Origin of the sequence: Paenibacillus sp. FSL R7-0026 (assembly GCF_038004485.1) — a bacterium.
Classification (GTDB): domain Bacteria; phylum Bacillota; class Bacilli; order Paenibacillales; family Paenibacillaceae; genus Paenibacillus; species Paenibacillus xylanexedens_A.
In genome coordinates, this window is the sequence record NZ_JBBORG010000001.1 from 1344871 (window position 1) to 1371409 (window position 26539).

Annotated in this window: 34 protein-coding genes; 31 read left to right on the top strand and 3 right to left on the bottom strand. The window is 43.6% G+C overall.

The window, feature by feature from the left end:
- The first annotated feature begins 13 nt into the window (after positions 1–13).
- The 16 genes from MKY44_RS05970 to MKY44_RS06045 all read left to right on the top strand — a co-directional run bounded on the left by MKY44_RS05970 (position 14) and on the right by MKY44_RS06045 (position 10469).
- Positions 14–412, top strand: a complete 399-nt coding sequence (locus MKY44_RS05970) for a winged helix-turn-helix transcriptional regulator (protein ID WP_047842123.1) — start codon at positions 14–16, stop codon at positions 410–412.
- Positions 409–903 (top strand): NUDIX hydrolase, encoded by a 495-nt coding sequence (locus tag MKY44_RS05975; protein ID WP_341006411.1) that lies wholly within the window; start codon positions 409–411, stop codon positions 901–903. The genes MKY44_RS05970 and MKY44_RS05975 overlap by 4 nt, the downstream gene beginning before the upstream one ends.
- A 60-nt stretch (positions 904–963) precedes the next feature.
- The gene (locus tag MKY44_RS05980) at positions 964–1353 is read left to right on the top strand and encodes a hypothetical protein (protein WP_341006412.1); all 390 of its coding nucleotides are present in this window, start codon (positions 964–966) and stop codon (positions 1351–1353) included.
- A gap of 183 nt (positions 1354–1536) precedes the next feature.
- Positions 1537–2400 carry a DUF4085 family protein gene (locus tag MKY44_RS05985; RefSeq protein WP_341006413.1) on the top strand — a complete coding sequence of 288 codons (864 nt, stop codon included), beginning with the start codon at positions 1537–1539 and terminating at the stop codon, positions 2398–2400.
- 46 nt (positions 2401–2446) lie between these two features.
- Positions 2447–2872: an oxidoreductase gene (locus tag MKY44_RS05990; protein WP_445670677.1), complete on the top strand. Its 426-nt coding sequence runs from the start codon at positions 2447–2449 to the stop codon at positions 2870–2872.
- Positions 2873–3194: 322 nt separating this feature from the next.
- A complete protein-coding gene (locus MKY44_RS05995) occupies positions 3195–3410 on the top strand; it encodes a hypothetical protein (protein WP_341006414.1) in 216 nt (71 codons plus the stop codon).
- Positions 3411–3453: 43 nt separating this feature from the next.
- Entirely contained in the window at positions 3454–4002 is a 549-nt protein-coding gene (locus MKY44_RS06000; RefSeq protein WP_341006415.1) for an HAD-IIIA family hydrolase, read from the top strand.
- 20 nt (positions 4003–4022) lie between these two features.
- The gene (locus tag MKY44_RS06005) at positions 4023–4496 is read left to right on the top strand and encodes an NUDIX domain-containing protein (protein WP_341006416.1); all 474 of its coding nucleotides are present in this window, start codon (positions 4023–4025) and stop codon (positions 4494–4496) included.
- Between the two features lie 84 nt (positions 4497–4580).
- A complete protein-coding gene (locus MKY44_RS06010; RefSeq protein WP_341006417.1) occupies positions 4581–5444 on the top strand; it encodes a phosphotransferase in 864 nt (287 codons plus the stop codon).
- A 71-nt stretch (positions 5445–5515) separates the two neighbouring features.
- Positions 5516–6079, top strand: coding sequence for a MepB family protein (locus MKY44_RS06015; protein ID WP_341006418.1), 564 nt, complete (start codon positions 5516–5518; stop codon positions 6077–6079).
- Between the two features lie 256 nt (positions 6080–6335).
- The gene (locus tag MKY44_RS06020) at positions 6336–6752 is read left to right on the top strand and encodes a MerR family transcriptional regulator (RefSeq protein WP_341006419.1); all 417 of its coding nucleotides are present in this window, start codon (positions 6336–6338) and stop codon (positions 6750–6752) included.
- Between the two features lie 25 nt (positions 6753–6777).
- Entirely contained in the window at positions 6778–7749 is a 972-nt protein-coding gene (locus MKY44_RS06025; RefSeq protein WP_341006420.1) for an aldo/keto reductase, read from the top strand.
- Positions 7750–8190: 441 nt separating this feature from the next.
- Entirely contained in the window at positions 8191–8391 is a 201-nt protein-coding gene (locus tag MKY44_RS06030; protein WP_341006421.1) for a hypothetical protein, read from the top strand.
- Positions 8392–8722: 331 nt separating this feature from the next.
- Positions 8723–9577 carry an MBL fold metallo-hydrolase gene (locus MKY44_RS06035; protein ID WP_341006422.1) on the top strand — a complete coding sequence of 285 codons (855 nt, stop codon included), beginning with the start codon at positions 8723–8725 and terminating at the stop codon, positions 9575–9577.
- Positions 9578–9725: 148 nt separating this feature from the next.
- On the top strand, positions 9726–10109 hold the full coding sequence (locus MKY44_RS06040) for a hypothetical protein (protein ID WP_341006423.1): 384 nt from the start codon (positions 9726–9728) through the stop codon (positions 10107–10109).
- Positions 10110–10172: 63 nt separating this feature from the next.
- Positions 10173–10469: an SHOCT domain-containing protein gene (locus MKY44_RS06045; protein WP_341006425.1), complete on the top strand. Its 297-nt coding sequence runs from the start codon at positions 10173–10175 to the stop codon at positions 10467–10469.
- A gap of 147 nt (positions 10470–10616) precedes the next feature.
- On the opposite strand, the gene MKY44_RS06050 is transcribed toward MKY44_RS06045, so the two are convergent.
- The gene (locus MKY44_RS06050; RefSeq protein ID WP_341006426.1) at positions 10617–11600 is read right to left on the bottom strand and encodes a cation diffusion facilitator family transporter; all 984 of its coding nucleotides are present in this window, start codon (positions 11598–11600) and stop codon (positions 10617–10619) included.
- Between the two features lie 290 nt (positions 11601–11890).
- Here MKY44_RS06050 and MKY44_RS06055 point away from each other — a divergent pair, with 290 nt between their 5' ends.
- From MKY44_RS06055 to MKY44_RS06085, 7 genes are all read left to right on the top strand, one after another.
- Positions 11891–12568 carry a response regulator transcription factor gene (locus tag MKY44_RS06055; protein WP_341009796.1) on the top strand — a complete coding sequence of 226 codons (678 nt, stop codon included), beginning with the start codon at positions 11891–11893 and terminating at the stop codon, positions 12566–12568.
- Positions 12565–13941 carry a sensor histidine kinase gene (locus MKY44_RS06060; protein WP_341006427.1) on the top strand — a complete coding sequence of 459 codons (1377 nt, stop codon included), beginning with the start codon at positions 12565–12567 and terminating at the stop codon, positions 13939–13941. The genes MKY44_RS06055 and MKY44_RS06060 overlap by 4 nt, the downstream gene beginning before the upstream one ends.
- A gap of 67 nt (positions 13942–14008) precedes the next feature.
- On the top strand, positions 14009–15139 hold the full coding sequence (locus MKY44_RS06065; RefSeq protein ID WP_341006428.1) for an ABC transporter permease: 1131 nt from the start codon (positions 14009–14011) through the stop codon (positions 15137–15139).
- Complete coding sequence (locus MKY44_RS06070) at positions 15136–15813, top strand: ABC transporter ATP-binding protein (protein ID WP_341006429.1); 678 nt, start codon at positions 15136–15138, stop codon at positions 15811–15813. The genes MKY44_RS06065 and MKY44_RS06070 overlap by 4 nt, the downstream gene beginning before the upstream one ends.
- Before the next feature lie 163 nt (positions 15814–15976).
- Entirely contained in the window at positions 15977–16516 is a 540-nt protein-coding gene (locus MKY44_RS06075; RefSeq protein ID WP_341006430.1) for an NUDIX hydrolase, read from the top strand.
- Between the two features lie 45 nt (positions 16517–16561).
- The gene (locus tag MKY44_RS06080) at positions 16562–17104 is read left to right on the top strand and encodes a DUF4275 family protein (protein WP_341006431.1); all 543 of its coding nucleotides are present in this window, start codon (positions 16562–16564) and stop codon (positions 17102–17104) included.
- Entirely contained in the window at positions 17101–17475 is a 375-nt protein-coding gene (locus MKY44_RS06085; protein ID WP_341006432.1) for a hypothetical protein, read from the top strand. Before MKY44_RS06080 ends, MKY44_RS06085 begins: the two co-directional genes overlap by 4 nt.
- Positions 17476–17613: 138 nt before the next feature.
- Here MKY44_RS06085 and MKY44_RS06090 read toward each other — a convergent pair whose 3' ends face one another.
- Entirely contained in the window at positions 17614–18435 is an 822-nt protein-coding gene (locus tag MKY44_RS06090) for a DUF2785 domain-containing protein (RefSeq protein ID WP_341006434.1), read from the bottom strand.
- Between the two features lie 77 nt (positions 18436–18512).
- Here MKY44_RS06090 and MKY44_RS06095 point away from each other — a divergent pair, with 77 nt between their 5' ends.
- Positions 18513–18806 carry an RNA polymerase alpha subunit C-terminal domain-containing protein gene (locus MKY44_RS06095; RefSeq protein ID WP_341006435.1) on the top strand — a complete coding sequence of 98 codons (294 nt, stop codon included), beginning with the start codon at positions 18513–18515 and terminating at the stop codon, positions 18804–18806.
- Between the two features lie 19 nt (positions 18807–18825).
- On the opposite strand, the gene MKY44_RS06100 is transcribed toward MKY44_RS06095, so the two are convergent.
- Complete coding sequence (locus MKY44_RS06100; protein WP_341006436.1) at positions 18826–19770, bottom strand: hypothetical protein; 945 nt, start codon at positions 19768–19770, stop codon at positions 18826–18828.
- 352 nt (positions 19771–20122) lie between these two features.
- Here MKY44_RS06100 and MKY44_RS06105 point away from each other — a divergent pair, with 352 nt between their 5' ends.
- From MKY44_RS06105 to MKY44_RS06135, 7 genes are all read left to right on the top strand, one after another.
- Complete coding sequence (locus MKY44_RS06105) at positions 20123–20629, top strand: DUF2569 domain-containing protein (RefSeq protein WP_341006437.1); 507 nt, start codon at positions 20123–20125, stop codon at positions 20627–20629.
- 121 nt (positions 20630–20750) lie between these two features.
- The gene (locus tag MKY44_RS06110; protein ID WP_341006438.1) at positions 20751–21365 is read left to right on the top strand and encodes a histidine phosphatase family protein; all 615 of its coding nucleotides are present in this window, start codon (positions 20751–20753) and stop codon (positions 21363–21365) included.
- A gap of 144 nt (positions 21366–21509) precedes the next feature.
- Complete coding sequence (locus MKY44_RS06115) at positions 21510–22166, top strand: pyridoxine/pyridoxamine 5'-phosphate oxidase (RefSeq protein WP_341006439.1); 657 nt, start codon at positions 21510–21512, stop codon at positions 22164–22166.
- A gap of 81 nt (positions 22167–22247) precedes the next feature.
- Positions 22248–22823 (top strand): GNAT family N-acetyltransferase, encoded by a 576-nt coding sequence (locus MKY44_RS06120; RefSeq protein ID WP_341006440.1) that lies wholly within the window; start codon positions 22248–22250, stop codon positions 22821–22823.
- A gap of 335 nt (positions 22824–23158) precedes the next feature.
- Positions 23159–24115: a radical SAM protein gene (locus tag MKY44_RS06125; protein ID WP_341006441.1), complete on the top strand. Its 957-nt coding sequence runs from the start codon at positions 23159–23161 to the stop codon at positions 24113–24115.
- Positions 24116–24399: 284 nt separating this feature from the next.
- Entirely contained in the window at positions 24400–25413 is a 1014-nt protein-coding gene (locus tag MKY44_RS06130; protein WP_341006443.1) for a phosphodiester glycosidase family protein, read from the top strand.
- On the top strand, positions 25410–26423 hold the full coding sequence (locus tag MKY44_RS06135; RefSeq protein WP_341006444.1) for a bifunctional glycosyltransferase family 2/GtrA family protein: 1014 nt from the start codon (positions 25410–25412) through the stop codon (positions 26421–26423). Before MKY44_RS06130 ends, MKY44_RS06135 begins: the two co-directional genes overlap by 4 nt.
- The last annotated feature ends 116 nt before the right edge of the window (positions 26424–26539 follow it).

Here is a 26539-nt window from a genome sequence, read left to right on the forward strand (position 1 = left end):
GGAGGGGTTCAAAATGACGGAACATGAAGACACAAACGCTACAAAGAAATATAAAGTTGGCGTGGAAGCGGCCTTGGAAGTGATGGGCGGGAAGTGGAAACCTTTGATTATTTATCATTTGATGACCGGACGGAAACGCACGTCGGAGCTTCGAAGATTGATACCGGACATTACGCAGAAGATGCTGACAACACAGCTCAGAGGTCTGGAAAAGGACGAGATTGTACAGCGCAAGGTATATTCGGAGGTTCCTCCCAAAGTGGAATATGAGTTGACGGACTACGGCTGGGGACTCAAGCCTGCCCTGGATCATCTATGTTATTGGGGAGAAGAGCATCTGGATAAAATCCACGGAGATAAGTTTAAAGTTTTGGAGGACTTCGATTCTGAAGAGAAGGGGGCGAGAAATTGAATGGTACAGAGCACGTGAAACAGGTAGTCCCTATTCGTTGTGAAGGCGTGGCTGTAGTTCTGTTGAAGAAAAGCCTCGATCAATACCGTGTACTGATGCTGAAGCGGGCTGGTCGTATGTTGCATAACGAGTGGTGTTATGTTGGCGGCGGGATAGAAAAGGGCGAGAAGGCATGGGAAGCTGCACTTAGAGAAGTTCATGAGGAAACAGGTATTACGGAAGTCCGGTTGTATTCTGCCAATCAATTCGAACAATATTATTCACCCATGGAGGATTATATCTATACCGCTCCCGTATTCGTAGGATATGTGGATGAAGACCAGCCTGTCCGGTTAAATCATGAACATACCGAGTACCAATGGATGACGTTTGACGAAGCCAGAGAAAACGCGGCATTGCCTGGAATTGATGATATTTTGGATTTTGTTGAAAAGCATTTTGCCAGAAAAGCCCCTTCCAAGTGGCTTCGGATTAATGGTGAGAATAATTAGGAGGTGGAACTCATCACGTACAAGACGATTTATCCAAGAGCATGGTTGAGCCTACTATGTATGTTGATCATTGAAGCTATACTTTTCAGGGATGGTATTTACGGTAAAAATGGTATTTGGAAGTACTCGCTGATCGTTATATTGACCTTTATTCTCGGTTATCTCGTTTTCCTGATCTGGCGTTTGTTTTTCACTAAACCCAGTATTACGTTGGAAAGCGATCATGTGATTTCTATGAAACATCAGAGATATGATGCATCTCAGATTGAGTGTATTTATATGAATTACAGACGGATTGGCATCAAACTCTATGGTAAACGGTTAGTGCCGATGGATCTATGTTTTTATTTTCAACGAGGTCAGGAGTCCGCAGGCGTGGAAGCTGTGCATGAATGGGCGGCGCGTAACGACAAAGAAATAAAACACAAATTGTTTCAAACCTTGGGGTAGACCATTACGTCTGTTGAGTATAAGGAATCGTTGAGGCTGAAGATTTTGGAGGAGTAGCGATGCAAACAATAGAGCAGTTTCTAACGAGATCGATCTGAAGTGATCAAGGTGCTAGGCTTTACGAAATCTGTTATCGCTAATACGATTATTGAAGTAGATTTTAAATCAGCAGGAGAGATGCATATGAGATATCTAACGAAAGAATGGTATGAGCTTTGTCAGCAGACACATCTTCATTTTGGTTTAAGAGTACATAACGGAGCTTACGAGTCAGATGAGGATCTATTTTTAAGGCTGTATAAAAGAAAGGAAAAAGCACATGTGAAGCAGGAGCGAGAGCTATATAACTTGGACCCACGTTTCATGCTGGAGCATGATGGTCAGGTCATGACTCGCGTAGAGAAAGCCTTTAGCGGAAAAGAAGTGACAGAAGAGAATCAAATGGTTTTTCACATGCCGCCGGAACAAAGAGCGCATATTGAGAAACTCATTGCAGAATATGATGTCCGTCTTCCGTTTGATGAGAAGAAATGTAAGGAAGAGTACAAAGAATCGATAGAGTGGAATTTTCAATACAAGGCGGAGAATTTGCCACAGGACATCGTTGAACAAATTGCGGATATCCGTGTATTTACGTTGGGTTATTGCACGAGAGAAGTTATGCTCCAGCTGAAGAAACAGAGTGCAGAAAATAGGAGAGAGATGGAGCGTGTATCGAATGAATTTAGAGAAGTGATGCTGACACAGGATATTACAGATGAAATACATAATCGGGTTCAATATCATGATTGTACAGTGACAGAACTGCTGACAGGGGATGAAGTGGTCATTCGTTTTGACACCCGTGGGGGCTTCACCAACATAAATAAACTTACGCTGGTTGCACCCGAAATCATCAAGCAAGACGGTGGGATTGTAGGCAGTTACTGGCTGTATCAAGAGCTGTATCGGATCGATAACGGATATGAGCTTCATGTTCTATTCGGTGGTGCGAATATGCCTGAGCTGATTGTCCACTGTACTGATATCCTCGTAGAGGAAGAATGAGAGAGCCCAAGGGGAAGAATACGGAGGAAATATAGTGAAAATTAGCATGATAGAAACCAAGTTAGCTTCAAGATACGATGAGTTTGATCCTGAACAGGATGGGAATAAAAATACGAGATTTGCTGACATCATTATTGATGGTACATCGCTCTATCAAGGATTGAGAAAACATGAATTGGTACCATGTCTGGGATGGGGAAGCGATGAATATCAAAGACTTCTCATTGATTATTTTTTACTTAAGAAACCACATGAATCCATGTATTATAGATATCCCATTTTAGTATGTCCCTGGTGTGGGGATGAAGAGTGTGGATTTATTTCTGTAAAGATTGATAGGGAAGATGATGTTGTGATCTGGAGAGATTTTATATTGAACGACAAGAACCTACAGGTAGGCCCGTTTTATTTTGGTTGGGAAAATTATAAACAGGCCATCGAAAATACGTTTGGTACGGCAGGAATTCAGTAAGGAAAAAGGAGGATGAAGGAAATAGAGATGGAATGGACCACCAGTACGTTTGGTTATTTATCTACTCCCGTATTTGTCGTGGGCATTGAGTGTTACTTCTTTCCTGATTTTCTATACAAAATATTTGTCCTGATGAGATATCGAAAAATTAAACCGAATTACGAGTTTGAAGATAACCCACCTAATAGTGATATCCCTAAACATATCGAAATAATATTAAAAGTACTAGGCACCATAATGGTTATATTAGGGATCATATGGTTTTGGTTTTCAGAAGAGTGTTATAACATATTATTTTGACAGCAAGGAGTTGGACACCATTTTGGAATTTATCTGGACTTTAGTGATCTCAATTATAAGTTTAATTGTGGTTCTTATCTTTGCTGCAATTGTACGTTATGCGATAGATTCATCCAAAACATCGAAGAAGCTGGATCTACTAATCAAAGAAGTGCACTATCTGAAAACTGAAATTAAAAAGCAACAACACCATAAGCAGCAAGATGGTAGCAAGCATATTATCGATGAGAAAGTTTAGATGAACGACACGACTTGAAATTTTTCTAAGAAGGGAACAGACCATGATGAAACCACAGAGAAACGTACAAGCTGTTTTTATAGACAGAGATGGAACAATTGGTGGTACAGGTCATTTTATTCATCCGAGAGATTTCAGATTATACCCCAATGCTCAAGAAGCAATTATGCGTTTGAAACGAGAAAGAATTATGGTGCTGGCTTTTACGAATCAATATCGAATTTCTCGTGGAGAGGCAAGTGTTGAGGATTTTGAAGAGCAATTTCGCGAGTACGGATTCGATCACTCCTATATATGTCCGCATGAGCAAGAATGCAGTTGCAGAAAGCCACAACCCGGAATGTTACTACAGGCCTCAGAGGAACACGGTCTGGATTTATCCAAATGCATCGTTATTGGAGATGTAGGAGATACAGACATGCTTGCTGCCCATGCCGTAGGTGCGACCAAGATCATGGTGAGAACAGGCTGGGGGGAATCTTCATTAACCAAATTCAGAGACAAATGGACGGAGACTGAACCTGATTATATCGCAGAGGATATTTGGGATGCCGTACAATGGATCATTCATGGAAGAGAATTCAGTAATTAAAAGACAGGAGGTAACTGTGTATGGGCATGTCAGACTATTACAAAAGCCTCAGGGAAAAGATCGGCAATGAGCTTATTTTTATGCCGGGTGTAGCTGGGATTATCCGAAATGAACAAAGGGAGATTCTGTTCGGTCGTAAACATAACGAATCAACCTGGGGGCTGATTGCTGGAGCAATTGAGCTTGGTGAGACACCGGCGCAAGCGATGGTAAGAGAGGCACTGGAAGAGACAGGTCTAGTTGTTGAACCGGAGAAGATTATCGGAGTATACGGGGGTGAAGCAAGAAGGTTTACATACAGCAATGGTCATCAGGTCGAATACTTGACTATCGTATTTGAATGCAGGATCAGATCTGGGCAACTCACGCCCGATAATGAAGAGATGAAGGATCTGCAGTTTTTCCCCGAGGATCAGCTTCCACCCATGGCAAACCAGTATCCAGATTATATTTTTAGCTCCAACCAAGAAGAACGAGCCCATTTTGAAAGATAATTCAGCGTGGAGCTGGAGCTTAATGCTGACCTTAACTTATATTTACCAAATAAATCAAGATCCTAGTTATATGAGGAGAACTATATGTTAATCAATCCAACGATAAATGAGATCAATAACTTATTCAACATGCATCATATCAACGAAGAAATCACTGGAATTCAAAGTTTGTCAGGTACCACCGCTGGATGTGTTTATCAGTTAAGTACGAACCTGAATAAGCAGTATATTCTGAAATCGGATGAACCTGAGCAGATCCACATCACCCAGCAGTTTTTGGATACGTATAAGAATTCTCCGTTATTGGCTGAAGTTTTGTTGACTGATCGGGACAACACTTATTTCATTTATACCTATATGGAAGGCACGACCCATTTCAACCGTGGACAAAAAATAGACTGGTTATCTCGTCTGGTGAAAGAGTTATTCAATACATATGTGCGTTCTACAGATACGAAATCATGGGGCAGACTAGAGTTCCCGCAGAGGACCTGGAAAGAATTCAATCAGATTAGTATTCAAGAAGCAAAGATGAATATTGGCGGTATTTTAACAACAGATGATTATAATCTGGTTCAGTCCAAAGTGGATCGTCTTTTTCATGAGGAAGAAGAAAAGTTTCTTTTACATGGCGATACGGGGGTCCATAATTTTGTATATGATCAGAATGAACTCATCGGCGTTATTGACCCATCTCCAATGGTTGGACCTATCCTCTATGATTTCTTGTATGCTTTTAGCTCTTCGCCGGATGATATCAACACCGAAACATTATTTGCTACGTTCGAACTTTTAGAGCAAGTAGAAATGGATAAATCCAGATTGATAGAGGAAGCTCTGGTCCATCTATATTGCCGAACTGGGCTGAGTAACAAGCATCATCCGGATGATCTACCTGAATATTTGAAGGCATGGCAGGAATGGAAGCGATTATGTCAGGAACTTTGAACTAGCAGAGTTTTTATAGCTATCGCTAATGCCTTAGTTCAGACCATACAAGACAGGAGAGATATCACAAGTTGGATAACAAAAGTAGTTTGAATCGTCCGAATGCTTGGACGACCTCCGATGTACTTCATGGCGACTTACTTGCCAGTAAAGAACTTATCTATGACAAGTGTGGCTTTGATTGCTTCCAACCACATGAAGAAGCACAAAATGCTGAATATGGGGCATATGTATTTACGTTAAATGCTCTGAAAATTCGATTTCGCGTCGCCAAAACCACACCAACCAAGATTGGACAATTTGTTACCCTGTGGCAGCGTAGTGAGGATGGTTCGACACAGCCATATGACGTTTCAGATCCAGCAGATGTGTATGTCATTAGTACGCGCTCAGGTAGCCATTTTGGTCAATTTGTATTTCCAAAGCATGTATTGTTACAGCGAGATATCCTATCGGATCAAGGCAAAGGTGGCAAGCGAGCCATACGTGTATACCCGCCTTGGGACAAACCAACAAGTAAACAGGCTCTAAAAACGCAGCAATGGCAGCTGGAATACTTCTTGGAAGTACCTGTTACCGAACTGTTAAACTGTGCTCAAGCCAGGGTACTTTATGGCACTCAACAATTAAAGTAAGTGAAACAATTGCTCAAATTCCCCAAGTATTTTCTCCGAATCCCAGCTTTTAACCGGTCTTTTCGACAAATCTCCTCTATTCGTTATTTCCCAGTACTGAAGTGTGTGTGATGTCCTCCGTTTGTTTAAAATAGTGAACGTCAGTGAATTTAATTTTTTTAAAATTTGTGCTTGCCTTAATGTGAACATTAAGCCTTAGGATGTAAAAGAACCGGCCAATACATCCACAAATGAACATAAAGGAGGAGTCAGCATTATGGCTTTCTCGATAAAAGAAGCTTCGGAGCGGCTGGGTTGTCCTGCACATAAAATTCGTTACTACGAGAAGGAGGGACTGCTCCCTTACATTCAACGAGATCAACATGGAAATCGGATGTTCGAGGAAGAACATCTGGATTGGATGAGACTGATGTCCTGTTTCCGGGCAACGGGTATGAAAGTATCTACACTGAAACATATGGTTAGTCTGGCGCTGGATGGTGATTCAACGATTCCACAACGGAAAGCGATCCTTCACGAATATAAAGAGGAGTTACATCGCCGCCAACTTGAAATTGCCGAAGCACTTGCAGCGTTGAATAACAAATTGACCATATATGAAGACATAGAAACAGGAAAGCTTCCATCAGAGAGCAAGTTGCTAGACCAAATGGAAAGCATCGGCAAAGACTAATATTAACGGATGGAGAGATGGAGAAATGAAGCAAAGAGTGCTGGGAAATAGCGATATCGTCGTATCTTCGATTGGATTGGGAGTTATGGGTATGTCTCCGGGGATGTACGGGGAAACAATTGATGAGGAGTCAATGAAGACCATACATCACGCGCTGGAGATTGGCGTTACACTGCTAGATACAGCAGATGTGTATGGGAACGGTCATAATGAGGAACTACTGGGGAAAGCGCTGAAGGGGCGTCGGGATCAGGCCATTATTGCTACCAAATTTGGATATACTCCGAACTATGAAACGTTGAATGGCCATCCGGATTACGTGAAAAAGGCTATAGAAGCAAGTCTTCGCCGGTTGAATACAGACTATATTGATCTGTACTACCAACACAGGGTAGATCCTCAGATTCCGATTGAGGAAACCGTTGGTGCGATGGCTGACTTGGTCAAAGAGGGAAAAATCCGCTGCCTTGGCTTGTCGGAAGCATCGGCTTCCACTTTACGTCGGGCACACGCCATTCATCCGATCTCTGCGTTGCAGAGTGAATATTCCCTGTGGAGCCGGGATATTGAGGACGAGATTCTACCAACTGCGAGAGAACTGAATATTACACATATTGCATACAGTCCATTAAGCAGAGGGTTTATCTCAGGTGAGGTACGGAAATTCGAAGATTTGGCTGTTAATGATCTGCGCAGATATATGCCGAGGTTCCAAGGAGACAATTTCGCCAAAAATATAGAAGTTGTGGATAAAATCAAAGAGATCGCCATGGAGAAGAGTTGTACGCCTGCGCAATTGGCTTTAGCTTGGACTATGGTTAATAACGCATTACCGATTCCGGGAACGAAACGAATCAAATATTTGGAGGAAAACGCGAACGCTGCAACGATTGAACTGACACCTGATGACTTAGCTCGTATTGAAAAGGTAAGTCCCCAAAATGAGGTCCATGGAACACGTTATATGAAAGAAATGATGACTCAGCTTAATGGGTAAATAATGTTTTTATAAGTTATTATCCGTAGCGACGTAGTTGCTCAGTAAAATACAAATATAGAATACAAATAGAGACTCTCCTTTAGTGAAAGTCTCTATTTGTATGTATTAATTCTCAATCGAGAGATGCGAATGTTGAAAGAGCGAGTAGATTCCATAGATCATATGAAGAGCTATGATGTTTGCAAGGGTGAGTTCTATATTACAAACTTAGTGAATGTTACTGTGGTTAAGGAGTGTAGGACCTCGCAGCATTTTGATAGCGGACAGGCAGGGGGGTTGGAAAGGCAAAAAAGAAAGTATGAATTAGTGGAATATCCTGTATAATTTAGAGAATAATCATGTTGCATTTCTGTAGAGAATGAAGGATCTACGATTGGAAAATAAGGTATCCCTATTATGGGAGTGATTCTACTACCACTTTGAATATGGAGTGTGGTCATGATCGTATTAACGTCAGCAATCGTATTCACCTTCCTGATCCTAATCGTTATTCTGTTTCAGGTTGCGTTGGCTGTAGGTGTGCCCTGGGGAGAGTACGCCATGGGTGGAAAGTTTCCCGGGAAAAACCCGTTTCCATGCGGTTTGCTTGCATATTTCAGATTGCAATTTAGCATTCACGGGTATCATTGTTCTGAGTAAAGCAGGATTGCTTTGGCCTCAGTGGTCTGTTTTTGCAGAGACAGCGATCTGGTTTATCGTCGCGTATTTAGTACTTGGGACGATTTTGAATCTGATTACGAGAAGTGTATGGGAACGAAGAATCTGGGCGCCCGTAACGTTGTTGATGCTAATAACGAGTATAACGGTTGCCATTACATAACATAGCGTTGAAATATTGATTACAGATTGAAAGAGGTGATTCCATTGGTAAATCCATAAACGGAGAAAAATCCATGTAATAGCTTGAATAAACATGCGGTTTTTCTCTGCCTATGATATGAAAATACTCATATAGAGGAGATAAATTGACATGTTAAACAAATTAAGCGATTCCATTTATTATATGTCCAACGATAATGATAGAGATAGACCGGTACTAGGCTTGGTGTGTGGGGAAAAACATAGTCTGGTGATCGATGGTGGAAATTCAGTTCAACATGCCAGAGACTTTATCGAGGAGATTCGATGTTTAGATGTGCCGCCCGTTCAGTATGTGGTTATTACGCATGCGCATTGGGATCATTTTTTGGGAATGAATGAATTCGGTGCGACGATTATCGTTAATCGTTTAACTAATAAGCGCTTGAATGACTGGAGATCTTATTCCTTCGATGATCAGTCACTTCGTGAGTATGTAGATGCCGATATAATCAGCACACATTGTATGGAAATTATACAGGCGGAAATCCCGATGAGAGAGTCGTTTCTACTAGATAAGCCCGGTATCGTCTTTAAAGATTCCCTCCAGATTGATCTGGGGAACAAGCTCTGTATGCTGGAGAGGATTCAAAGTACGCACACGGATGATTCAACAATAGTTTATATTCCGGATGAGAAGACTATTTTTCTCAGAGATAGTCCTTATGGAACAACAACGGATAAAATGTTTCATTTTAAGCAATCCTTGCTAAACCCCATGATACAAGATATCCAAATGTATGATGCGGAGCATTTCTTGTTGGGTCATGAATCCATCTGTGATCGGGAAGAGATGGATGTATTCTGGAGAGAACTTACTACCAGTAGCAGAGCGGTGACATCTACTTCCTTGGAGCAGGCAATAACATCTTTTGAAAAGGAACAGCTGCGGGAGCCTAATGGGAATGAACTCTTCTTCTTGAAAGCATTTGTTAATGATCAACTGTTACAGGCACAGAAGAAATAGATGGACAGTTCGAAAGCAACTTAATACTGTGACTTTTAGATTGGTAATGCGGTTTATAAGGTCAAAGTTTCTTAAAGAGAATTTGAGCTTGAATCGAAGAGCCCTGGCATTTGTGCTAGGGTTCTAATATCCGAAAGGAGGGGAAGTATTGCGCAGCTCCAGATTCACACCGTATTTAAGTTTTATAGGTTTTGGATTAGTCATTCTCACCTTGAGTGTGAATGTAAGCTTCAAACTAGGAATGGAGAAAGGCTTGGATGAAGGTTCCCTTATGCTGTTGTCAGTTGCTAATGCAGTATTACTGGTATATCCATTGGCATGGGGAGTATTTGCTATACTTGAGTTCTACATGTTGTGGAAAGAAAAACAAAAGATGAAGTCCAAGCTGGAACGCGGAAAAATGAACAAAGAAGATTTCTTGGATCAGATCAAGAAAGTTAAGACCAGTTTGGGAATCAACATCAGTTATATTGTTATCCTGCTGTCTCAGCTTGGATACGTCATAATTAACTGGGACGAGGTTAATGTTTAGCCTTCTGACCGACCTTTTCTAATTTTGAATATAGACATACATAACCTTTAGGAGGAACATTCATTGAAAGCATTATCGATCGTCAGTCTTATTGGGTTCGTACTCAATTTTTTGTTAATGGTCGTTTTTTTAGATGGTTCGCAAGATGGTGCGGAAGTAGCGGCAGGTTTGGGACTTATGGGTGTGCTGTATGGTCTGTTTTTCTCAATTGTAGCTGTAATCATATCTAGCAAGAGAAAAAAGGCCCCTGTGAATGTTCATGAACAACTGCTACAGCTAGGTGAATTAAAAGAAAAAAATATCATTTCAGAATATGAATTCGATCAGAAGAAAGAGAAATTACTCTCCAGATACAAGTAGTCCAGAGCCCGCTACGGTTAGGTAAAGCCTATTCTATTTTCTACTCATACCAAAAAGCTGAACTTAGGAAAATAAAAACAGGGCGTTCCCTTCACCGGGGAATCTGCCCTGTTTTCATTTAGAAGCAACTAATATTTGTTACCCTTCTCAATGGTGATGATGCGCATGAGCATCTGGTGCGTCGCCTTTGACGGTACATAATACCGAGGTGTCATGCAAATGTTTTTCGGACTCCACTTGGAGCGTCACATGTTTGATTTCTTTATGCTCCAGCATATGTTCAATCTTCTGAACCAGGATCTCGGATGCATAAACATCCATCGTTCCATCTACCACGATATGAGCGGTCAGTGCGTTCAGGTTACTGGTGATAGACCAGACGTGCACATCGTGTACGCCTTTGACGCCATCGACTTGTTTAATAGTCTGCACCAGGTCATTCACATCCACATTGGCCGGAGTTCCTTCCATCAAGATGTGCAGGGATGATTTGGTGACAAAGAAACCACTTCGCAATACCAGTGCTGCGACAATCACACTCGCCAGTGGATCGGCCCAACCCCAGCCGAAGAACATCATGAGCAGGGCTGCCGCAATGGCCCCGACCGATCCCAGCATGTCGCTGATAACATGGAGATAAGCACCACGCATATTCAGGTTATTCTCTGTATCGCTACCACGCATCATGATCCAGGCCACCAGAATATTGATGAGCAATCCAATGACGCTGATGATTAACATGCCTACGGTTGCGACTTCTGGCGGGTTGATAAAACGCCCAATCGCTTCGTAGAAAATGTAGAGTGCAATGGCGATTAACGTAATTCCGTTTAACGTAGCGGCCAAAATTTCAAATCTTCTGTAGCCGTAGGTTTTGCCGGTATTCACCGCTTTTTCACCAAAGGTGAATGCCAGCAAAGCGATCCCGAGCGCAATGGAGTCGGACAACATATGGCCTGCATCCGAGATGAGCGCGAGACTGTTGGTGATGAATCCACCAACGGCTTCAACGATCATATAGATGGTAATAATAATGAAGGAAAATAACAGGACTTTCTTATTATTGGTTGTGTGAGCGTGGTTGTGTCCATGATCGTGCCCTTGGTTCTGATCGTGATGATGTCCGGACATATAAAATCCTCTCCTTTGGAGCCTTGCTCCGTTATGTAATATGATCTTGTGTGACTATAAATGTTCTTTAGCGATGGTTAATCATTAATAAATGAATATATGAGCGTTTGTTCATATGTTATGGTTTTATTATAGTTGGGCCTCATAATAGTGTCAACCAGATTCATGGAAATATAAACATGGCCGCGGTGTTTCCGGGAATGTGGCTGGCGAATGAAGTTGCTTTTATGCTACCATCTGTGCAGGATCAAAGTGAGATGTACTCGCTACATAGAAGGGCGGACAACGATATGAAACATCTGCTGCTGGCAGACGATGATGCCAATATTCGAGCACTCCTGCGGCATGTCATGACCAAGGAAGGGTATCGGGTTCATGAAGCGCAGGACGGACTGGAAGCGGTCAAACTGATGCAAGAAACACCGATCGATCTGGCAATCTTAGATGTGATGATGCCAGGCATGGACGGACTGGAGTTATGTGATTACATTCGACAGCACTACGACATTCCCATTATGCTACTGACGGCACGCGATCAGCTATCTGACAAGAGAGTTGGTTATCTGAAAGGAACAGATGAATATGTGACAAAGCCATTTGAACCGGAAGAACTGGTCTATCGGGTAAAGGCGTTGTTTCGTCGGTACCATCGCACATCCAGCGATATCATCCGTATGAACCGGATTGTCATTGACCGTAACAATGTTGAGGTTACTGACGGGCAATCCATTCTCTTTTTGCCGATGAAAGAATTTGAATTACTTTCACAGCTTGCCCAGTTTCCGGGCCGTTTGTTCTCGCGGGATGAGCTCATTCGGCTCGTTTGGGGAGCAGACTACGAAGGAGATGACCGTACCGTTGATGTGCACATTAAGCGGCTGCGTGATCGTTTTGCCGAGTATACGGACGATTTCGTCATTCAGACTGTGCGGGGCATTGGTTACAAGATGGAGGTGAAAGCACCTTGAGGACCTTGTACGTCCGGGTATTCCTCATTACAATTGGGGTGATTATGGTCAGCGGCATGCTCGGTTTTCTTTTGTCCAACATCTACTATCATACAAAGCTCAAGGATTTCAATGATGAGAAGCTGGTGGGTATCGCGACGCATATGAAGCAATTTGTGGAGCAGCAACCCGGCACGATGGAGCAGTATTTGAACAATGCCGCCGCACTCGGGTACGAAATCTATGTGACGGATGGAAAAGGCAACGACCAATTCTACGGCCGCGAATTTCGAGAGAAAGATCTGAACAAGCAAGCTGTAGAACTGGTGTTGAATGGTGAGGTATACCATGGCGTCGCCCAGTTTCCAAGCAAACCGTTCATTACCGGGTTCTTCGATAATCAATTAAGCAATACCGTGGGTGTTCATCTACAGTTGGGCAATGCCAATTACGCTCTCTTTATGCGTCCGGATGTAATCCTGCAATTCGGTGAGCTGCGTATCTTTTTTGCGCTGATTGGAGCATTTACGATAGGTATTAGTATCCTGATCTTTCTGATCAGTACACGCTATCTGGTCAATCCGATTGAACGTCTGTCCGAGGCGACCAAGCGCATTGCGCAAGGAAAATATAATCTGAAATTGCCTACCGCAAGGCGGGATGAGATTGGACAGCTGGCTCAGCATTTCATGACCATGAGTCGTGAATTGGAGAGGGTCGATCAGGCGCGGCAGCAGTTTGTATCCAACGTATCGCATGAGATTCAATCACCGCTGACCTCGATTCAGGGTTTTGCCCAATTGGTGGCGGATCGGGATCTGCCTGAACAGGAACGAGAGCGCTATGCATCCATCATTGAGGAGGAGAGCCGTCATCTCTCTTTGCTCAGCAAACAACTGCTTCTCCTGTCCTCCCTTGAACAAGGCAACGAAGATCTGTCCAAAGTAAAGTTCTCTCTGAGAGATCAATTCCGGCAAGCGGTTCAGGTGCTGCAATGGCAATTGGAAGAAAAAGAACTACTCCTTCGGATTTCGGTGCCCGATTCCATCCAGCTGGTGGGCAATGAAGTGCTGCTCATGCAGGTGTGGATGAATCTGCTGGGAAATGCAGTGAATCATCTGCCACAGGGAAGAAGCATCGAGATTCATGCCGAGCAGATGGATAACCAGTGTGTGATTCAGATTCGGGATACAGGAGACGGGATTGCTGCGGAGCATCTGCCTTTCCTGTTCGATCGATTCTATCGGGTGGACCGTGCGCGGGAACGTTCTTCCGGACGAACCGGGCTTGGACTTGCCATTGTGCAGAAAATAATTCGAATTCATGACGGTACAATCGAGGTTTCCAGTTCACCGGAGGGCACGGTTTTCACCGTGACACTTCCGCAGATGTAACCTGTTATTCATTTGCCGTTCATTTTCGCCTCCTATACTTAGGTTATCAAGAGGGAGGTCACAGAACATGTACTTGGCTATTCGGGAAATGAGGTATGCCAAAGGGCGGTATGCCTTAATTGCTACAATCATGGTGCTTGTTTCATTTCTGGTACTGTTTGTTACAGGTCTTGCACAGGGGCTGGCGTATGATAACGCAGCTTCGGTCAAAAATATGGCAGCAACCCATTTTGTGCTGGAACAGGATTCGAATCATCGGTTTACCCGGTCACAAGTGGATCAGGATCAGCTTAATCAAGCTCGCTCCGTAGTGGGGCAAGAGAACGCTGAGCCACTGGGTGTGAAAATGACAACTGTCAGTCCAACGGGCGACACAAAAAAGATCGATGTCACGCTGTTCATGGTTAATCCGGAAGGTTGGCTTGCTCCAACCGTTACCGAAGGAACTCCGATTACAGATCAGACAAAAGGGCAGGTTGTGGTGGACCATAAGTTGTCTGAATCTGGCGTCCAGATTGGCACTGTTCTCGTCGATCAAGCTACAGGAACGGAATGGACCGTTGGTGGATTTGTACAAAATGAGTCCTTCAGTCACTCCCCGGTGGTATTCCTGAATGAACAGGAATGGCTCGCACTCCAGGGAAGTTTACGAACTTCGCAAGGTTCAGCAGACACCAATGCCAATGCTCCGATTTACAATGCCATTGCTATCAAGGATGGGGGCGAGCAGGTAGACCGCTTGAGTACTGCAATGCCTAATACTGAAGTCATCACAAAGTCGGATGCCGTATCGGCCATCCCTGGATATAAGGAAGAGCAGGGATCGTTGCTCATGATGATCGCTTTTCTATATGTCATCTCGGCGTTTGTGCTTGCGGTATTCTTCTATGTCATCACGATTCAGAAAACGAGTCAGTTCGGGATATTAAAAGCCATCGGAACGCGGAATGCTTATCTGGCGGGTAGTGTTTCGTTACAAGTTTTGGTTCTGTCGGTTGGCAGTCTGGTGATTAGCGTACTATTGGTTCGACTGTTCGAGTCCATTCTTCCTGCATCGATGCCGTTTCAATTAGGCTTGTCCACCCTTGCTCTGACCTGTGTGTTATTCATACTCATGTCTGTGGCGGGTTCGTTATTCTCGGTGTGGAAGGTTACCAAAATTGATGCACTTGATGCGATTGGGAGGACAGCAGCATGAGAAACCGATTGGTATTACAGGGAATTACACAGACCTTTGAAGATGGTGGCAGTAAACGGACGATTCTGGACATGTTGCACCTTGAGGTTGCTGAAGGGGAACTTGTGGCTGTGATGGGGCCTTCCGGCTCGGGCAAAAGTACATTCCTGTCCATTGCTGGAGCACTTCTTGAACCAACGGAAGGACAGGTTTTTCTGGACGGGGCTTCTATTACGGGCAAAAGCAAACAAAATATATCCGATGTACGGCTTCAGCAACTCGGTTTTATCTTTCAAAGTGCCAACCTCATTCCGTATCTGAAAGTAGAAGAACAACTCATGGTCGTTGCAAAGCTCGCTGGAACGGATAAAAACAAGGCGGAGAAACGTGTGGATGAGCTGTTGGATACGGTAGGCTTGACCCATCGGCGGAAAGCGTATGCGGAGAAGCTGTCTGGCGGAGAACGTCAGCGGGTCGCCATTGCACGGGCCTTGATGAACGATCCGGCTGTCCTGCTCGCGGATGAACCAACAGCCAGTCTGGATGCGGAACGTGGGCTGGATATTGTCGGCATGATTGCACGGCTCGTGAAAGAGCAGGGCAAGAGTGCAGTGATGGTTACGCATGATGAGCGAGTTTTGCCGCTCTGTAGCCGGGTTCTTTTTTTGGAAAACGGAAAGCTGGTGCAGCATTAGAACGAGAATGGTCTGAGAGTCTGGAGAGAACACCGATCCAAGGCTTAAGGGCAGAGAGTATAAGAAGAGGGTCACGTATTCCCGGTGGGAAGGTGGCCTTCTTTCTGTGTTTTCGACTATAATTGGAAGAATAGTGGAATTAGATAGAGAGGATCGGGTGCGGATGAGTAGCTTAAGTTCGGAATTATTTCCGGCGCTGAGTACGTCAATTCATTGGGGAATTATTGAGGCGGAGTTCAGATTGAATGAGATCGTGGATGAAAAGCTGGTGAGCAATATTAGCATCATTCCGTTTGTCGGGGATCAATGTGTTGTTTTCCAACTGGATAATGGAGACTGGGAGCTACCCGGAGGGACGCTTGAAGCAGGTGAGCAGTATATGGATGGACTGAAACGCGAACTGATGGAGGAACTTGGGGCAGAAATTCGGTCATATCAGATTTTTGGCCAATTCCACTGTACATCCAGTGCGTTGGAACCGTATCGACCGCATATCCCGCATCCCCATTTCGTACGAATCATCGGATATGGAGATGTAGAACTTGTCGGTGATCCGCTGAATCCGGAGGATGGTGAGCAGGTGGTTGCAGTGGAAGTGGTAGAGATCGACGAGGCAATCCGAAGATTCCGGGCACAGAACAGAGATGACATTGCGGAGATGTACAAACTGGCTTATGTAATGCGAAATGAAGCTAAACAGTGAGAGGCAAGGACCAGGTATTCTAATTCCAGATAGCCTACGGAGGTAATGATGATTCGAGATAAAATTAAAGAGTTGCTGGATGATTTACCCGAATTCGAACTGAACCGAGCATACTGGGGGATTGAGCGTATCCATCAGGAATATATGTTCAAGAAGAATTTGCAGGACAAAGGGGTAGTCGTGTCCGAACTGTACGAGGAATCCGAAGGGATTGTACAGCAATGGGACAGCGTATTTGCCCATAATATCGATGATGTGGTCAAAGAATCTATCCATTTTAGCCAGTACAAGTGGCATTTGTTCAGTTATGAACAACAGAAATGTCTGACACATGATGAAGCACGAGATGCTTTCAATGCCGAGCCGAAAGATGAAGTATATGTGATGTATGAAAGTGGTGGTTGGGTGCTTTTATACGAAAACGCAAATCGGATTATTGCAGCGGATTTTGATTCGGAGCAGGATATCTATATCTTCGACCGAGCGTTTACATGGACGTACGTGCATACGCACGAATCCATGTGTGGCCCTTATTTTTATAAAATAGAACAAGCACCGAGCTTGCGGAGTTGCATTCCGTTGGATTGAATGGAGACATATCGGAGTTCGTATCTCATTTAACCTGCCGAATCAGAGAAATAGCCCCTGCCGCTCCGGCCCACTATACCTTAACGCCTGATATCGATCCAGACGCTTTATCGAAAGAACTGGTGTCACATTTGGAAGAGGGCATGTCATTCCTGCACTCGCTAACAGGGGCCAGAGATATAGTCCATTATTATATGGACAAGACAGCGCTACATTTAAGCGAAGTAACCTTCCGCTTCCTGCTAAAAGCCGGCGATACGGAAGAAGCCAAGCATTATTTACAGCAACTGCATGCCAAATACGGAGCCGAAAAGCGCTGGACGATATTAGAAAAGAAATATGCAGCCGTTTTTGCCGAGTACGGAATGTAAGTTATATGGTAAGAAAACAAGCCGAATTCATAACCTAATTTCAATTTGTTTGGAGTTGAATTTAACAATAATTAAAATTTTGCGATTCCTTCCAATAATATGTCTGAGATAAGGGTGTTAATTTGGAAGGACTGATAATCATGAGTAATATACGGGTTCTACTTTATATAATGTGTGTTCAATAGTTGGACCGAGATCATCATCCAATTGGTGAAATTTAATCCTAAAGTATAGACTCTTTAGAAAGTTTTTTATGTTATTCTTTTGCCTAAACGAGGGAAGAAATTCTGCGTCTTTCTCTACATCACCAAAACGTTGAATCCATTGCTTTATGTAAGTCTCACTAAGTATCTTTCTATTTAAGACACTAATGATGGATCTCACCATTCTTTCATCTTCCCCATCGGAGTACACGCGATCTGTGACGGTTATTTTTTGATAAACTAGGTCGAGGATAGTTAAGAGATCGGTCTCATCTAGTTCGCTACATTGAGCTAAATCATCCAAAACATCTGCTGCGTGTGCTATGGCATGAGCCCAGCCTTTTACATTGTCATATCCACGGTAATCACGCTCTTTTTGTACATTGTAGAATACGTTCTCTTTTATATGATGAATGTGTTCTTTTGAGAGAAATGGTGATTCTCTATGCCTGAATAAAAAGAGCGATATAACCAACATAGAGAAAGATCGAGTGAATACAGAGTCTGAATTTGTGTCTCCAAGCCTATAAAGCAAGTGGTTTTCATCCAAAACTATGGGTAAGATTTGTTCTAGTTCGTGCACAGTTAGAGCATTACCAGGAATCCAGTTCGACAAGGTTGTGTAAATTAATTCATCACGTAGTTGGGCATCCAGCGATCCGATGTTATGTATCATTTCTTGTACTAATGGGAATATATCTGAGGGTGCTTGGTAGTCATTCTCTTTTATTAATAACAACTTGTCTTTTAATTCCATTCTACACACTCCTATGAGTAAACTATCATTCAGGTTGACTTGGTTATATTATACAATTTTTAAGGAGTGATGCCCACATGGCAAACGATAAAGGAACACTCAGAACATGCGAACAAGGACATTCGTATTATAAAAAAAGTGATTGCCCAACCTGTCCAACGTGCGAAGCTGAACGTAAGCCGACAGAGGGATTTCTAACCTTGTTGTCTGCTCCCGCCAGACGTGCCTTGGAGAATGAAGGGATTACAACACTACAGCAACTTGCAGAGTACACGGAGAAAGAAATCCTGATGCTGCATGGAATCGGGCCATCTGCCATGCCTAAACTGCGGAACGCATTGGAAGAAGAGGGATTGCCTTTTAAGAAATAACCCTCTTCACGCTGTTCCACTAATCCAAACCAGAAGCGGAAGTAATCTCCTCCATCGTTACCCGATACAATAAGTTACCTTCACTGAGTAGCAGACGATGTTGGCGAAAATCCTGCCGTGCCTGCTTGAAGGGCTGACCATCTACATTTAATAAACCAATCTTCTGCCCCTTGCTCAATCTTCCGGGCTTCTCCATTTTCTTAAGGACAAACGTACCATGTTTACCGTACCCGGCATCGAACAAGAAATGATAACCATCCGTACTGAAGCCCGAGGAACCGGAGATGTTTGGATTCATCAATGTAACGTTGGGTTCACTGGTGCCCCCTGTGATACAACAGAGTTCAAAATCGGTATAGAAGTAGAACCAGACCTCATTCTCATTTACCACATTGAGTGCGTAACAATCTGCAATGTCAGCTGCGCGGTTTTCGTACACTTTTTTACCGTGCTCATCCCAGGCCAGCAGACCGCTTGATCCAATCGGGTCGCTCCATCCGTAGTTACCAAATACCCCTTCATCGAAGTAACTGGTCCAGATTGTTCCCTTCTCTGTGACCTGTACACTTTGGATACCGTCTCCCAACAGAAACTCGCGGATCGTATTTCCGTCTAAATCACATACTTTGGCGTTCAGATCAAATTGTTCATTTCCGTAATTCGCACACCGTGCTCCGACGAGCAGTAGATGATCATGCAATGGTTGTACGTAATGATAATTGAACGTCTGTCCCCAAATGACAACTTCCTCGATAGTTTGATCTGTCACAATGAGAACTTTGTACGTATAGCTTTGATTCAATTTACTCTGAACGAACATATCTCGTTTTCTTTCGGGAATCTGATTCATCAGCAGCACATAGACAAGGCCATCACCGCCCCACTGGGTGGAAACGATATCGAAGCCCTCGACATAGTTTGAAATGTCGGCAAAAGGCAAAAGTTTTACTTTGGGATTGGTCATATCCATATCCTCCTTTGTAGTCAAATGTAGAGTCACCATCTGCATCTTTATAAGAGGATTATGACGTACGTGTACTTTACTGAACATGGCGGAAGTATAGCGAAGGTCTTTCTTTGGCTTTTACAGTGGATGAGTATGATGTTTGGTAACCTGTGCCTTGACACTCGTAGTACAATAAGGAAGTTGTGTAAAATTCTATATAATAGGAGGGCGGAGAGATTGCTATAAGGAGAGTGTGAAAATACATACAACGCACGTGAATGAAGGGGTAAGAATCACCCGTAGATTCAATTTACAATTACGAGGAAGACTCATCTCAGAAAAACAAAACTAGTTAAGGAAGTGTTAAGAGGTGGAACCACATATTCAAGAGCAAAAGACAGACTACCGTCCACTAGGCGTATCGGGCTTAGGTGGTTGGCTGATTCTCGTCCAGATTGGATTATTTCTTACATTGATTTTCCTGGCGCTCCAATTGGTTATGTATTGTTTGCCCATGCTTACTACAGAGACTTGGGAGTTGCTAACTTCGAAGCAATCTGAATATTATCACCCGCTATGGGGACCGGTCGTTATTTTTGAAACGGTATATAACGCACTGTTTTTAGTGTTTAGCATATATACTATCATTACTTTGTATAGTAGAAAATCGATCTTTCCTCGTCTTATGATCATATTTTATAGTGTCAGTCTAGCCGTTAGTATCATTGATTATCTATTGTTGCTTCAGATTCCGATGGCGAGAGAACTTGAGGATGGAAACTCGTTAAGAGATATTGGCAAGTCGGTACTTACTTGTGCCATCTGGATTCCTTATTTTATCAAATCCGAGCGAGTTCATAACACATTTGTAAGATAAGTGGTAAGCAGGAAATGCCCGATCTTGGATAGAAGCTATCTGAGGTCGGGTTTATTTGATAAATACGAAAGTAGTTATAGATGTAAAGTTAACCTGTTCAATGTGAAAAGGAGGAGAGATCTTGAAAATTTATCTGGTAAGGCATGGAATGGACGAGGAAGGGTATCGAGGCGGATGGAGTGAGCGTGGACTTACGGAACAGGGGATCAATCAATCCAAAAGACTGGGAGAGCATCTACATCATCATGCTGAGGAGTACAACATACATACGATCATTAGCAGTGATCTTCCTCGTGCAGTACAGACATCACGAGAAATTGAGAAGAAACTAAATATGCAGGCTAGCTTAATGAAAGAATGGCGGGAGATGAATAACGGAGATTTAGCAGGCATGCTCCATAAGGATGCTGAAGAACATTACCCAGGAGTTTATTTCAACACCCTTGAAATGGATTCACCTTTTCCGGGAGGAGAAAGTCCAAGGGATTTTTATAACCGGATAAGCATATCTTTCGAGAATCTTCTTAGAGATATAGAGGAACAAACAGTCAAGTCCAATGTTCTGTTAATTACTCACGGCGGAGTGATTAATATTCTGTATTATCTGCTTGAAAATAGGGAGTGGAGCAATAAGTCCAGCTTTTATCCCATGGACAACACCAGTGTACATACCGTTGAAAAGGGAAGTCATGGTTGGAAATTTAGCAGCGCAAATGTGTTAAGTCATCTAGATTAGTTGTTTGATATGTCTAACGAAATGGGTGAACCACGGATGCTCTTGGGTATTTATTTTGAAGAAGACAATGATCTGCTTACATGGGAAGCGGAGAGTAAAGGATAAAAATAAACGGATAGTTAAATAGAAGACGGAGGCGATGACATGAGCGATAAACCAATTGAACTGCTGCAACGTTTAAAATCTTTATCTGGACCATTTCCTACGTGGGATATGGGGCAGTTGCCGGAGCGGCCAGGGAAGCTATTCTTGGATTGGTTGAGAGTGGCGGTTGAGAACGAAGTGAAAGAACCTCATGCCATGACGATCTCGACCGTGGATCACGACGGTCACCCTGATGCACGGGTGTTGATTTTGAAAAACGTAATCGACGAAACGTTTTATTTTGCCTCCAGTTCGGAGAGCCGAAAAGGGCAGCAGTTGAAGGAGAACCCTCATGTGGCTCTCACCTTCTACTGGCCTTCCCTTGGAAGACAGATTCGGATAAGGGGAATTGCCGAAGATTGTGGAGATGAAGCGGGCGCTAATGATTTCCGCAAACGTTCAGCTGGAGCGAGAGCAGTTGCCATGACAGGACATCAGAGTGAGGTTTTGGATAGCGAGGAAGTACTGGATCGTTCCATCGAAGCTCAGAAAGTAAAGATAAGTCGTGATCCCGGTGTCGTTACACCTCATTGGCGTTTATATGCCGTGAATGCACAAGAGGTGGAATTTTGGCAGGGAGATTCGGAGCGCAAGCATGTACGAGTCCGATATTCGATGCAAGATGGGCAGTGGAATACACTCAGGTTGTGGCCTTAATTTTAGAACAGATGAGTCAGGCAATATGAAGCGAGCTACTGTGTGTTTCTTTTTCCTAACAATCTGAGGGAGGATAAATCTATGAAAAGAATTGAAAGTTTCTTCGAACCATTTCCCGTGTTGGAAACCGAACGGACGTTACTCCGGTCTCTTACCTATGATGATCTGGAGGATATGTACAGTTACTGCGCTGTACCTGCTGTATCGGAGTTCACTACCTGGGACGCGCATCAGAGCAAAGAAGACACAAAAGCTTTTTTAGATTTTGTCATGAGTCGGTATGAGACCGATCTAATTGGCCCGTGGGGGATTGAAGATAAACACACCAAGAGGCTGATTGGTAGTTGTAACTATCTAGGGTGTGATAGCGATAACAGGAGAGTCGAGCTGGGATATGTGTTATCTGATCAATTTTGGAATCTGGGCTACATGACCGAGGTAGTGAAACGAATCATCCAATTTGGATTTGACGATGTGGGGCTAGAGCGAATCCAGGCCAGATGTTTGGTGGAAAACACAGGTTCCGCCAAGGTCATGGAGAAGGCAGGCATGCAATTCGAAGGTGTGCTGAGGAAGTACATGAGGGTGAAAAATGAGCTTCAGGATCTGAAGATGTATGCTATCGTAAAAGAAGACTTCTATACTAGTATTAAATAAAGAACGTGTTATTGAAAAGTCGTGTGTCATTTATCATGCTGGCGAGCCATGGATTTTCCTATAATCCTGAATTTATCAGTGGTACACAATAAAAGCAGAAGTAAGAAAGAGCTTGAATTGCTGCATCAAAAGGTCAAGGTATCGTATTTTATATTGTCTAATTCAATAATTATATGCCTAGCTTTGGCCCATTCCTGATCGTTGAGGAAATGGGTTTTATTTTTGTTTTCAGCAAGCAACGTACATAATGTCATATCGTGAACCTGATGCCTTCCGCTATAATCTTCAAGTTATCCAAATGTGGATTAAATGAAGGAACCAGGAGGTACAACGAATTGATAGCCAAAAACAAATATAAATCACTCGAACTGGAAACCCCCGGCGTATATGAGCTAGAAGGGCTTGAAGTGGGAGTGACATCGAACTGCAATTATAAATGCGACTACTGCTGCGCCTACAATCGGGATGATGGAGCGTGCATCGATAGTCAGGAAGTCATCCGTATTATTAGTGAGCTGCCTCATCTCAAGCGAGTGAGATTGTCTGGGGGTGAAGTCACTCTGAAATACCAGGATTGCCTGAAGATCGTGAAGTATTGTGCGGCACATGGCATTGATACGCAGTTGAACAGTAATGCCAGTCTGCTGACAGAAGAACGGATTCTCGCATTGCGTGATGCAGGCTTGTCCAACATTCATATCTCGTTCAATTATACGGATGCGGAGGCCTATGCTGCGTACTACCGTGTGCATCCTCGCATGTATGAGAGACTAGAGCAGAATATCCGTTTGTGTACGGAAGCTGGTCTGGAGACGGTATTGGAAACGTTACTGTTTGAAGGTAACCAAGCGAACATGCAGGCCATTAGCGATAAGGTGTATGATCTGGGTGTGCGCATCCATGAGATCCAGAATAGCATTAAGATGCCGCATACCGATTGGAGTCAGATTGTATCCAGAGAATCCCTCATTCGATCTGTAACGGAGCTGATTGAACATAAGAAGCCAGATACAACGCTCTATTTTACCTGTATGGACCGGTTCGCTGAACAGTTGAATTTGCGTGAACAACCCGGTGTGTATTTTTCGAATTGCGTGGATGGCACGAAACAGCTGCACTTGCACGGTAATGGGGATATTCTCATCTGTGAGTTATGCCATCCTGTTGTGATTGGCAACATCTACAACGGAACGTCGTTGAACGATATCTATGCCCAACAGCCACCGGCGTTAACGGAATTTTTGGAAAAGCGGCCTTGTCCCGCGTACGATGCTCTTTTTGCAGATGCATAACAGGAAGAGGTTGTTAAAGAAATGTGATATGTATGTTGAACGAGATATGTACATGATAACAGCGACATTTAAGGTTATATAGACTGAAATCAAGGTGATCTGATTTCCTAACTAGGAAAACGGATGGCCTTTTTTGTTATAGATTGAACCAGCGATTGTAGGGTTGTTCTGTCATCGGAGTGGCTAGTGTAAATAATCTTTAGTTCGATTGATATGGTTTCAGATTCATTTAAGCTACCCGGCCTAATATGGCCTTAAGACTTAGATGAAGAGGTGAGATTCACATGATGAAGATCTATGAGAAACCAACCCGGAAAGAACCACATAAACGACCGATCTCCCCAAGAAAGCACAGATGGCTTATCATCACACTTGTCAGCGTACTCTTGGTAGGTGGAATCCTGTACAGCTTGGCTGACCGTTACCTGATCCGGCATGTGCAGGTGGTTGTAGCGGATGGGAACACGGCAACGGCAACAACGAACAACGCGAATGATTCCAGCAATATTTCGACCACCGCAACTGAAGTGAATGCAACATCAGATGATTGGAATTATTCGAGTGATGATATGAAAGTCAGTATTGAAAAGGTACAGACTGGTTCAGGCTCGGATCAGATTACGTATTATGTCGCTGATGTTCAGCTAACAGATGCAAGCAGCCTGCGAACCGCGCTGGCGGACAACAGCTTTGGAACAAACATTACCGAAAACACGTCAGAGATTGCCGCAGCCAACAATGCGATTTTTGCCATTAACGGTGATTACTATGGATTCCGTGATGATGGTGTCATTATCCGAAATGGAACATTGTACCGGGACAGCCCCACGCGGGATGCACTTGCTCTGTTCAATGACGGAACGATGAAAACCTACAACGAGAACGAGATTACTTCCTCGGAACTGCTGGCCGAAGGGGCAACCAATACGTTATCCTTTGGACCGATTCTGATTCAAGATGGCGAGATCGTCAGTGATTTTAGCAGTGTGAAAATCGATAACAACTTTGGCAACCGCTCCATCCAGGATGCGAATCCAAGAACTGCGATCGGCATGATTGCTCCGAATCATTATGTCTTCGTGGTGGTGGACGGACGGCAGGACGATAGCCGTGGCATGACCTTGGCAGAACTGGCTGACGTCATGAAAGGCCTCGGAGCAACCGAAGCCTACAATCTGGACGGCGGCGGTTCATCCACGATGTATTTTATGGGCAGAGTCGTAAATAACCCGCTGGGACGCAACCAGGAACGTGGCGTAAGTGACATTTTATATCTGACGGAGGGACAAGGATCATGACGATATTAATTCCATCATATGAACCCGATGTGCGTTTACTAAATCTTGTTCTGCAGTTACAGACATTTAAGCTTGGACCCATTGTGATTGTGGATGATGGCAGCGGCCCTGGTTACCGTGGAATTTTTGAAACGGCAGAAGCCTATGGCTGTACGGTCCTGACACATCCCGTCAATCTGGGTAAGGGCAGGGCGTTGAAGACAGGATTTCAGTATATTAAGGAGTACGGACCTCAGGGCGGTGTGGTATGCGCAGATAGTGACGGACAGCATTTGCCACATGATATTAAGCGTATCTTCGAAGTGCTGCTCGCACAGACGACACCGGGAATTGTACTCGGGAGCCGTCGCTTCAGCGGTAAAATTCCAGCACGCAGCCGTTTTGGCAACACAGTTACACGGGCGGTCTTTTCACTCACGACAGGTACCAAAGTATATGACACGCAGACCGGTCTACGTGGTTTTCCCTACGCCATGCTGGACTGGTTGAACCAGATTCCAGGGGATCGGTTTGAATACGAGATGAACATGCTGTTAACGGCACATAAGGAAGGGTATGAGATTACGGAGGAGTTTATTGATACGGTGTATTTGGATCACAATGAGTCCTCCCATTTCCGCCCGCTGGTTGATTCATTCCGGATCTATATGCCAATCCTGATGTTCAGCACATCTTCAGTGTTGTCTGCTTTAATTGATTTTGGACTATTATTTGTTATTCAGTATTTCACACACAATCTGTTTCTGTCGGTTGTCGCAGCAAGACTATGCAGCTCCATCTTCAACTATACGATTAATCGGAAGTATGTATTTTCCGCTGGACGAACCTCGAAGGTTCGGCAGTCTTTGCCCAAATATTTCTCACTTGTCTTGCTGGTGCTGTTATTAAACTATGGTTTATTGTACTTTTATAATGAAAAACTGATTATTCCACTGCTCGCAGCCAAATTATTGACCGAGGTATCGATCTTTGTATTCAGCTATTGGGCGCAGCGCAGATTTGTCTATTAACCTGAAGAGAGAGTGAGCCTATGGCTTGCTCTTTTTTGGTTGAAACGGTTTCATATGTACCCCGTTATAGGTTACGATGGAGTGGGAAATAAGGAGCCTTATTTTAGGTGAAATGG

Coding starts and splice junctions, on each gene's coding strand:
- MKY44_RS06135 (WP_341006444.1), top strand. CDS start 25,410: ATGACGATATTAATTCCATCATATGAACCCGATGTGCGTTTACTAAAT.
- MKY44_RS06030 (WP_341006421.1), top strand. CDS start 8,191: ATGATCGTATTAACGTCAGCAATCGTATTCACCTTCCTGATCCTAATC.
- MKY44_RS06080 (WP_341006431.1), top strand. CDS start 16,562: ATGATGATTCGAGATAAAATTAAAGAGTTGCTGGATGATTTACCCGAA.
- MKY44_RS06070 (WP_341006429.1), top strand. CDS start 15,136: ATGAGAAACCGATTGGTATTACAGGGAATTACACAGACCTTTGAAGAT.
- MKY44_RS06000 (WP_341006415.1), top strand. CDS start 3,454: ATGATGAAACCACAGAGAAACGTACAAGCTGTTTTTATAGACAGAGAT.
- MKY44_RS06090 (WP_341006434.1), bottom strand. CDS start 18,435: ATGGAATTAAAAGACAAGTTGTTATTAATAAAAGAGAATGACTACCAA.
- MKY44_RS06025 (WP_341006420.1), top strand. CDS start 6,778: ATGAAGCAAAGAGTGCTGGGAAATAGCGATATCGTCGTATCTTCGATT.
- MKY44_RS06100 (WP_341006436.1), bottom strand. CDS start 19,770: ATGACCAATCCCAAAGTAAAACTTTTGCCTTTTGCCGACATTTCAAAC.
- MKY44_RS06120 (WP_341006440.1), top strand. CDS start 22,248: ATGAAAAGAATTGAAAGTTTCTTCGAACCATTTCCCGTGTTGGAAACC.
- MKY44_RS06075 (WP_341006430.1), top strand. CDS start 15,977: ATGAGTAGCTTAAGTTCGGAATTATTTCCGGCGCTGAGTACGTCAATT.
- MKY44_RS06005 (WP_341006416.1), top strand. CDS start 4,023: ATGGGCATGTCAGACTATTACAAAAGCCTCAGGGAAAAGATCGGCAAT.
- MKY44_RS06065 (WP_341006428.1), top strand. CDS start 14,009: ATGTACTTGGCTATTCGGGAAATGAGGTATGCCAAAGGGCGGTATGCC.
- MKY44_RS06020 (WP_341006419.1), top strand. CDS start 6,336: ATGGCTTTCTCGATAAAAGAAGCTTCGGAGCGGCTGGGTTGTCCTGCA.
- MKY44_RS06050 (WP_341006426.1), bottom strand. CDS start 11,600: ATGTCCGGACATCATCACGATCAGAACCAAGGGCACGATCATGGACAC.
- MKY44_RS05985 (WP_341006413.1), top strand. CDS start 1,537: ATGAGATATCTAACGAAAGAATGGTATGAGCTTTGTCAGCAGACACAT.
- MKY44_RS06115 (WP_341006439.1), top strand. CDS start 21,510: ATGAGCGATAAACCAATTGAACTGCTGCAACGTTTAAAATCTTTATCT.
- MKY44_RS06130 (WP_341006443.1), top strand. CDS start 24,400: ATGATGAAGATCTATGAGAAACCAACCCGGAAAGAACCACATAAACGA.
- MKY44_RS06010 (WP_341006417.1), top strand. CDS start 4,581: ATGTTAATCAATCCAACGATAAATGAGATCAATAACTTATTCAACATG.
- MKY44_RS06095 (WP_341006435.1), top strand. CDS start 18,513: ATGGCAAACGATAAAGGAACACTCAGAACATGCGAACAAGGACATTCG.
- MKY44_RS05970 (WP_047842123.1), top strand. CDS start 14: ATGACGGAACATGAAGACACAAACGCTACAAAGAAATATAAAGTTGGC.
- MKY44_RS05980 (WP_341006412.1), top strand. CDS start 964: ATGTTGATCATTGAAGCTATACTTTTCAGGGATGGTATTTACGGTAAA.
- MKY44_RS06035 (WP_341006422.1), top strand. CDS start 8,723: ATGTTAAACAAATTAAGCGATTCCATTTATTATATGTCCAACGATAAT.
- MKY44_RS05990 (WP_445670677.1), top strand. CDS start 2,447: ATGATAGAAACCAAGTTAGCTTCAAGATACGATGAGTTTGATCCTGAA.
- MKY44_RS06055 (WP_341009796.1), top strand. CDS start 11,891: ATGAAACATCTGCTGCTGGCAGACGATGATGCCAATATTCGAGCACTC.